The organism is Nonomuraea zeae (assembly GCF_005889725.1).
In the GTDB taxonomy this organism is placed as follows: Bacteria; Actinomycetota; Actinomycetes; order Streptosporangiales; family Streptosporangiaceae; genus Nonomuraea; species Nonomuraea zeae.
This window is the reverse complement of the sequence record NZ_VCKX01000122.1, coordinates 25954-33340: the sequence shown is the minus strand read 5'-3', so window position 1 is coordinate 33340 and position 7387 is coordinate 25954. Positions and strand designations below refer to the sequence as shown.

Below are 7387 nucleotides of genomic sequence, written 5' to 3'. Positions count from 1 at the left end.
CGGCTTCCCCTCCTCCTGGTCCGTCGCGTACGAGGGCCTGTCGCCGCTGCCGTGAGCGGGGCGCTCAGGCGGCGTAGGGGTCCTGGCCCGACCGGATCCGGACGGCCATGGACTTGAGCGCCTCCAGCGCGGTCAGGTACGTCATCGGCCCGAACGAGACGCGCGCCACCCCCAGCGCGGCCAGCCTGCCCAGGTCCATGCCGGGCAGGCAGGTCACGTTGACCGGCCCCGGGATGGCCTTGACCAGCTCGGCGACCACCTCTTCGGAGGGGGCCAGGATGGGGAAGACGCAGTCGGCGCCCGCCTCCAGATAGCGGCGGCCCCGCTCGGAGACCTCCTCGACCGAGGCCGAGCCGGTCAGGAACAGATCCACCCGCGCGTTGATCACCAGGTCCGCGTCCGCGGCCCTGAGCGCGGCGATGCGCGAGACCTGCGTCTCGACGTCCACGATCCCGCCGGCCCGGTGGTCGGAGTCCTCGTAGTTGAACCCGGCCGCGCCGATGGCGGTGAGCCGGGCGACCAGCTCCGCGGGCGGCAGGCCGTAGCCGGCCTCGGCGTCCACGGTCACCGGGACGTTCACGGCGCGGACGATCCGGGCGGCGGCGTCGAGCATCTCGTCGGCCGGCGCGCCCTCGTGGTCGTCGTGACCGAGCATGGCGGCGATGGAGGCGCTCGCGGTGGCCAGCGCGGGGAAACCCGCCTCGGCCACGATGGTGGCGCTGGAGGCGTCCCACACGTTCGGCAGGATCAGCGGGTCGACCGCCTTGTGCAGGTCGCGGAGCAGCTTGGTCTGGGTGTTCGGCATGACTTCTTCCTCGTCGTCGAGCTGTGTCCCTGTTAAGACTCGCCAGGCAGCCACTTTGTGACATGCCGCGCACGAGGGGGGTCCCGGCGCCGAATACCGGTGCGGCGGCGGGGGAATGGCAGATCAGGGGCCGAAAGCGCGTGCCGACAGGAAGGCTCAGCCCGTGGCCATGACCATGACGATCGACGAAGCGGGGCGCTCCTTCGCCGTTCCCGCCTCGTACACGGACGAGACCCGCCTGCACGAGGCGCTGGCGCTGCTGCGGCGTGAGTCCCCCGTGCACCGGGTGGACGCGCCCGGCTACAACCCCTTCTGGGCGATCACCCGGCACGCCGACGTGCTGGAGATCGAGCGGCGCAACGACCTGTGGCTCAGCGCCCCGCGCCCCGTGCTGCGCAAAGCCGAGGTCGACGCCGCGATCGACGCGCGCCGCGCGAAGGGGACCGGGCTGAAGACGCTCGTCCACATCGACGACCCCGAGCACCGGGTCATGCGGGCCATCGGCGCCGACTGGTTCCGTCCCAAGGCCATGCGCGCGCTGGAGGTGCGGGTGCGCGAGCTGGCCAGGCGGCACGTCGATCGGATGGCCGGGCTCGGCGGCTCGTGCGACTTCGCCCAGCAGGTCGCGGTGCACTACCCGCTCTACGTCATACTCTCGCTGCTGGGGCTGCCCGAGTCGGACTTCCCGCGCATGCTGCGGCTCACGCAGGAGCTGTTCGGCCAGGACGACAGCCGCAGCCGGAGCGGCGGGACCGCGCAGCACCACACCTCCGTGCTCGACGACCTGCTCACCTACTTCAGGGAGCTGACCGCGGCCCGCCGGGCCAGGCCCACCGGCGACCTGGCCTCGGTGATCGCCAACGCCCGCATCGACGGGGAGCCGCTGAGCGACTTCGAGGCCGCCTCGTACTACGTCATCATCGCCACGGCCGGGCACGACACCACCAGCTCCACCATCGCGGGCGGGCTGGAGGCGCTGATCCGGCACCCGGCCGAGCTGCGCCGGCTCCGGGAGGATCCCGGCCTGCTGCCGCTCGCGGCCGAGGAGATGATCCGCTGGGTCAGCCCGGTGAAGGAGTTCATGCGGACGGCCGCCGCCGACACGCACGTCGGCGGGACGCCCATCAGGAAGGGCGAGTCGGTGCTGCTGTCGTACCCGTCGGCCAACCGGGACGAGGACGTCTTCGCCGAGCCGTTCCGGTTCGACGTGGGCCGCGACCCCAACAGGCACCTGGCGTTCGGCTCGGGCGTCCACTACTGCCTGGGCGCCGCGCTGGCTCGCATGGAGATCCGCGCGCTGTTCGCCGAGCTGATCCCGCGCCTCACCGGCATCGAGCTGGACGGCGAGCCCGCCTGGCTGGCCACCACGTTCGTGGGCGGGCTCAAGTCGCTGCCCGTCCGCTACACCATGCGCTGAGCGGCTCCCTCGCCCTCAGGTCGCCGAGAGCACGAACCCCGGGTAGCCGTCGGCCGCCACCTGGTCGCACTTCTCCCGGTACGCCCCGACCCCGCCGATGTACGGCATGAACACCCTGGGCTTGCCGGGGATGTTCGCGCCCATGTACCAGGAGTCGGCCCGGGGATAGAGGGTGTAGCCGGCGACCTCGTTGACGTGCGCCACCCACGCGTCCTCGGCCACGGGGTCGGCGTCGATCACGGCGATCCCGTCGGCGCGCAGCCGGGCCACGCAGCCGGCGATCCAGTCCACGTGCTGCTCGATGGAGACCATCATGTTGCTCAGCACCGAGGGGCTGCCCGGTCCCGTGATGGTGAACAGGTTGGGGAAGCCCGCCGTCATCACCCCGAGATAGGCCCGCGGCCCGGCCGCCCACTTGTGCCGCAGCGACAGGCCGCCCTTGCCGGTGAGGTCGATGGCCAGCAGCGGGCCGGTCAGGGCGTCGTAGCCGGTGGCGTACACGATCATGTCGGCCGGGTGCTCGCCCCCCGCCGTGCGCACCCCGGTCGGGACGATCTCCTGGATCGGGTCCCGCCGCACGTCGACCAGGGTCACGTGCGGCAGGTTGAAGGTCGCGTAGTAGCCGGTGTCGACGCAGATGCGCTTGGTGCCGATGGGATGGTCGCGCGGCGTGAGCCGCTCGGCCACCTCGGGGTTCTCGACGATGCCGCGGATCTTAGCGCGGACGAACTCGGCGGTGAGCTCGTTCGCCTCGGGGCTGACGACGATGTCGCCGTACGCGCCGAGGAGGCCGACCCCGCCGCGCGCCCACCGGGCCTCGAACTCCGCCAGGCGCTCCACCTCACCGGCCGCCAGCACCGATCCGTCGTTGCCGGCGGTCATCAGGCCGTTGGCGGAGTTGCGCATGGCGTCGCGGATCCGGGCGTAGTTGGCCTTCACCCAGCGCGCGTACTCCGGCTCCATCGGCCTGTTGTGCGCGGGCAGGCTGTAGTTGGGGGTGCGCTGGAAGACCGTGACGTGCGCGGCCTGCTCGGCGATCACCGGGATGGCCTGGATGCCGGAGGAGCCGGTGCCGATGACGGCGACCCGCTTGCCGATGAAGTCCACGCCCTCGTGCGGCCAGCGCCCGGTGTGGTGGCTGGGGCCGAGGAAGGTGCCCCGGCCGGGGAAGGCGGGGACGCGGGCCGCCGACAGGCAGCCCACCGCCGTGATGAGGTACGTCGCCGACACCCGGTCGCCGCGGTCGGTCTCCACCCGCCACACGTTCGCGCTCTCGTCGTAGGCGGCACGCGTCACCCGGGTCTCGAACCGGATGTCGCGGCGCAGGTCGAACCGGTCGGCGACGTGGTCGGCGTAGCGCAGGATCTCGGGCTGCGACGGGTAGCGCTCGGTCCACTCCCACTCCTGCTGGAGGTCGTCGTCGAAGGAGTAGGAGTACTCCATGCTCTCGACGTCGCAGCGGGCGCCCGGGTAGCGGTTCCAGTACCAGGTGCCGCCCACGCCGTCGCCGGTCTCGAAGACGCGTACGGACAGGCCGAGGCCGCGCAGCCGGTGCAGCATGTACATCCCGGCGAACCCGGCGCCGATGACGACGGCATCGTGGTCGGCCGCTCGCGTCATCGCAGGCTCCCGTCGATCGCCTCCACGACCGTCGTGATCGCCGCGGCGCTGCCCGGCAGCACGTTCACCATCGTGAAGAAGCCGTGCATCTGGCCGGCGAACCGCCTGAACTCCACCGGCACCCCCGCCTGGCGCAGCCGCTCCGCGTAGGCCTCGCCCTCGTCGCGCAGCACGTCGTGCTCGGCGGTGAGCACGACCGCGGGCGGCAGCCCCGACAGGTCCTTCGCCCGCAGCGGGGAGGCGTCCGGATTCGTGCGGGCGGCCAGGTCGGGCGCGTAGTGGTCCCAGAACCAGACCATCGAGTCGCGGGTGAGCATGAGCTGGTTCTCGGGGTCGGTGTAGGAGGCGTTGTCCAGGTCGCAGTCGGTCACCGGGTAGACGAGCACCTGCAGCGCGATCGCGGGGCCGGCCTCGTCGCGGGCGCGCCGCGCCACGACGGCCGACAGGTTGCCGCCCGCGCTGTCCCCGGCGACGATGATCGGCAGCTGCCGGCCGGGCCCGTCCGCGACCCAGCGCAGGGCGGTGTAGGCGTCGCGGGCGGCGACGGGGTGGCGGTGCTCGGGGGCGAGCCGGTAGTCGACCAGGACGACGGTGCAGCCCGTACGGTGCGCCAGTATCCGGCCCAGGGTGTCGAACTCGTCGATCGCGCCGATGACCCAGCCGCCGCCGTGGTAGTACACGATCACGCCACGCGGGGTCCCGGCCGGCACCAGGACGCGGGCCCCGAACGAGCCGCCGTCCTCGGCCTGGATCCGCACGTCCTCGACGGAGGCCGGCTCGGGGCCGCTGCCGTACATGGCGCCCAGCATGCCGCCGAGTGCCCGCGCCTCCTCCGGCGTCATCTCGTGCAGGGGCTTGACGCCTGCTTCGCCGAGCTGCTTGAGGAACTGGATCGTCGCTTCATCCAGGGACATGGATGTCACCTCACGGGCCGGGTCTACGGACGATGGTCGTCTGGTTGAGTGTCACCCGGGAGTGCCGTGGCGGCAATGGGGCATTTGCCCGTTTCGCGAGTCAGGCCGGCTGGTAGTCGCGCATGTAGCGGGCGACCTGCGTGGTGTAGTCGCGCCATTTCGCGGGGATGCCCTTCGCCCGCTTGAGCGGGGTCACGCCGCTGCGGTAGAGGGCGGCCAGCTTCAGCGCGGGATCGCCGGGCAGGTCCTCGATCTGCGGGCCCAGCGTGCACATGAACCGGCCCATGGCGACGATCGAGAGCTCGGGGCTGAACGGCGGCTCCGGCTTCGCGCCCTGCAGGCCGTTCGGCTGCCAGTGCCACAGCACCTCGGGGGTCCACCTGGCGATGCCGTACTCGTTCCTGTCCTTGTCGGACAGGTTGGGGTCGTAGCCGGACTCCGCCTTGAGCATCGCGGCGATCAAGGCGGGGCTCAGGCCGGGCTCGGCGCAGTACGTGCCCGCCCGCACGATCAGGTCGCGGTACTCGTCGGGGATGTCGGAGTCGTCGCGCAGCCAGCGGCCGGCCGGGCCGCCGGTGGTGGCCGGCGCGCTAGACGCGGGGCCGCCTGGCGGATCGGAGGAGCCGGCCAGGCTGACGGCCACGGCGGCGGCCACCACGGCCACCACGATCGCGGCCGCGCCGCCGGCGAGCGCCCTCCACCGCCTGCGCGGCCGCTCACCCGCCCCCGGCGGGGGCTCGGCAGGCTCCGAGGGCCCAGGCTCCGAGGGCCCAGACGCCGGGGGTAAGGGCGGTGACGATGAGGACGGTGACGATGAGGACGGTGACGACAAGGGCGGTGGCGGCGTGTCCGGAGCGGACAGGGCGGCCAGGTACGTGGCCGCGTCGGGCCAGCGCCCGTCCCGGTCGGGGTCGAGGGCGCGCATCACCACGGCGTCGAGCCCCTCCGGGACCTCCGGCCGCAGCGCGCTGGGCGGCACCCGCCGGCCGGGCTTGGCGGGCACCCGGCCGGTGAGCATGTGGTACGTCAGCGCGCCCAGCCCGTGCACGTCGGCGCGCGCGTCCGGCGCCCCGTCGAAGTAGAGCTGCTCGGGCGCCTGGTAACCGGGCGAGCCGGCGGGCAGCGTCAGCCCGCTCAGGTGGTCGGTGGAGCGCGCGATGCCGAGGTCGGAGACCATCACCCGCTCACCGCCCTCGGGCCGCGAGCAGAGCAGCACGTTCGACGGCTTCAGGTCGCGGTGGACGACCCCGATGCTGTGCAGCACGGCCACGCCCTGGCAGATCTCGCCCATCAGGCTGAGCGCCTCGTCCATGGCGAGCGGGCCGCCGCGCAGCCGCTCCAGGAGGGTGCCCCGATCGGCGTACGTCATCACGAAGTACGGCCTGCCGTCGTCGAGCTCGCCGACGTCGAAGACCTGCACGAGCAGGTGGGAGTCGGCCCTGCGCAGCAGCTGCGCCTCCTGCAGGAAACGGGCGCGCACGTCGGTCTGGCGGGCCCAGTTGTCGGCGAGGATCTTCACCGCCACCGGAGAGCGCAACGCGTCGTCATGGGCCAGGTAGACGGAGGCGAATCCCCCGACCCCGATGAGCTGCTCGATCCGGTAGCGGCCGGCGTGGGATGGAGCCGTCATTCAGCTCATCATGGTCGATCTTCGTGAATCCGTCCACGCGCCCTGGTAGCTACCAGGTTACGGAGCAGGCCCTCCGCCCGGCACGATCGACGTGGCCACCTCGAAGCCGGGAGGGACACCCGTCATGAGAGCGAAGGGGACGATCGTCGGCCGCGGGGGCGGCGACGACCAGCCCGGCGGCGGCCCGCGCGAGTGCCGCGGGCCAGGGCGGCCGCTGTCCTGTACGACCTCGACACCGTCGCTGGTTCGCGAGTAAGGTCCGGCCGATGCACAGCACCATCCTGATCCAGCAGGCGGCGGCGCCGACCGACGACCGGCCGTACTCACTGGAGCTCGCGCCGGGGGAGCAGGCGTTCTTCGGGCGGGGGACGCCCGGCTCCCCGGTGGACATCGTGCTGGACGACCCGGCGGTCTCCCGCCGCGCGGGCCGGATCGTCGCGGTGGGCGACTACTGGCTGCTGTCCAACCTCAGCACGTCGAAGACGTACGTCGTGGAGAATCCCGAGGGCGGCGGCGAGTTCGTGAAGGTGCCTCCGGGGCGGGTGGGGGCGCCGATCCCGTTCGAGTTCTCGCGGGTGAGCCTGCCCGCGGTCGACGGCACGGTGTCCTTCCTGGTGTTCGCGCCGCAGCAGGTGCACGTGCCGCCGGGCAGCGCGGACGGCGGCGCGGCCACGCAGGTCGCCTACCCACTCGATCAGAACGCCAAATACTTCCGCATCCTGGTCGCCCTGTGCGAGCCGCGCCTGCGCGACCCGTCCACGTCCCGCATCCCGACGATCCCCGAGATCATCGAACGGCTGCGCGACCCAGGGCTGAGCCGGACCGCCATCGGGTTCCACATCGGCTACCTGGCCGAGAAGAAGCTGCACGTCAAGGACCCGCAGGGCGGCGAGGGCAAGGCCGACTGGCAGCGGCACGCGCTGGTCTCGCTCGCGCTCAGGTTCGACCTGGTGACCAGCGAGCACCTGGCCCTGCTGCCGGTGCCCGGCCGCTGAGCGCGG

The 7387-nt window shown here is 72.5% G+C and carries 6 protein-coding genes; 2 read left to right on the top strand and 4 right to left on the bottom strand.

Features of this window, described 5'->3' with window-relative positions; all coding sequences use genetic code 11:
- Positions 1 to 64: 64 nt before the first annotated feature.
- Positions 65 to 805, bottom strand: a complete 741-nt coding sequence (locus tag ETD85_RS32810) for an isocitrate lyase/PEP mutase family protein (RefSeq protein ID WP_138693687.1) — start codon at positions 803 to 805, stop codon at positions 65 to 67.
- 169 nt (positions 806 to 974) lie between these two features.
- Between ETD85_RS32810 and ETD85_RS32805 the strand changes: the two genes are divergently transcribed.
- Positions 975 to 2222 carry a cytochrome P450 gene (locus ETD85_RS32805; RefSeq protein WP_138693686.1) on the top strand — a complete coding sequence of 416 codons (1248 nt, stop codon included), beginning with the start codon at positions 975 to 977 and terminating at the stop codon, positions 2220 to 2222.
- A 15-nt stretch (positions 2223 to 2237) separates the two neighbouring features.
- Here the strand turns inward: ETD85_RS32805 and ETD85_RS32800 are convergent, their stop codons facing one another.
- The 3 genes from ETD85_RS32800 to ETD85_RS32790 form a co-directional block, all read right to left on the bottom strand.
- The gene (locus ETD85_RS32800) at positions 2238 to 3842 is read right to left on the bottom strand and encodes a flavin-containing monooxygenase (RefSeq protein ID WP_138693685.1); all 1605 of its coding nucleotides are present in this window, start codon (positions 3840 to 3842) and stop codon (positions 2238 to 2240) included.
- Positions 3839 to 4756: an alpha/beta hydrolase gene (locus ETD85_RS32795; RefSeq protein WP_138693684.1), complete on the bottom strand. Its 918-nt coding sequence runs from the start codon at positions 4754 to 4756 to the stop codon at positions 3839 to 3841. Before ETD85_RS32795 ends, ETD85_RS32800 begins: the two co-directional genes overlap by 4 nt.
- Before the next feature lie 100 nt (positions 4757 to 4856).
- Entirely contained in the window at positions 4857 to 6386 is a 1530-nt protein-coding gene (locus ETD85_RS32790) for a serine/threonine-protein kinase (protein ID WP_138693683.1), read from the bottom strand.
- Between the two features lie 266 nt (positions 6387 to 6652).
- Between ETD85_RS32790 and ETD85_RS32785 the strand changes: the two genes are divergently transcribed.
- The gene (locus ETD85_RS32785; protein WP_170246956.1) at positions 6653 to 7381 is read left to right on the top strand and encodes an FHA domain-containing protein; all 729 of its coding nucleotides are present in this window, start codon (positions 6653 to 6655) and stop codon (positions 7379 to 7381) included.
- Positions 7382 to 7387 lie beyond the last annotated feature (6 nt).

Coding starts and splice junctions, on each gene's coding strand:
- ETD85_RS32810 (WP_138693687.1), bottom strand. CDS start 805: ATGCCGAACACCCAGACCAAGCTGCTCCGCGACCTGCACAAGGCGGTC.
- ETD85_RS32805 (WP_138693686.1), top strand. CDS start 975: ATGACCATGACGATCGACGAAGCGGGGCGCTCCTTCGCCGTTCCCGCC.
- ETD85_RS32800 (WP_138693685.1), bottom strand. CDS start 3,842: ATGACGCGAGCGGCCGACCACGATGCCGTCGTCATCGGCGCCGGGTTC.
- ETD85_RS32795 (WP_138693684.1), bottom strand. CDS start 4,756: ATGTCCCTGGATGAAGCGACGATCCAGTTCCTCAAGCAGCTCGGCGAA.
- ETD85_RS32790 (WP_138693683.1), bottom strand. CDS start 6,386: ATGACGGCTCCATCCCACGCCGGCCGCTACCGGATCGAGCAGCTCATC.
- ETD85_RS32785 (WP_170246956.1), top strand. CDS start 6,653: ATGCACAGCACCATCCTGATCCAGCAGGCGGCGGCGCCGACCGACGAC.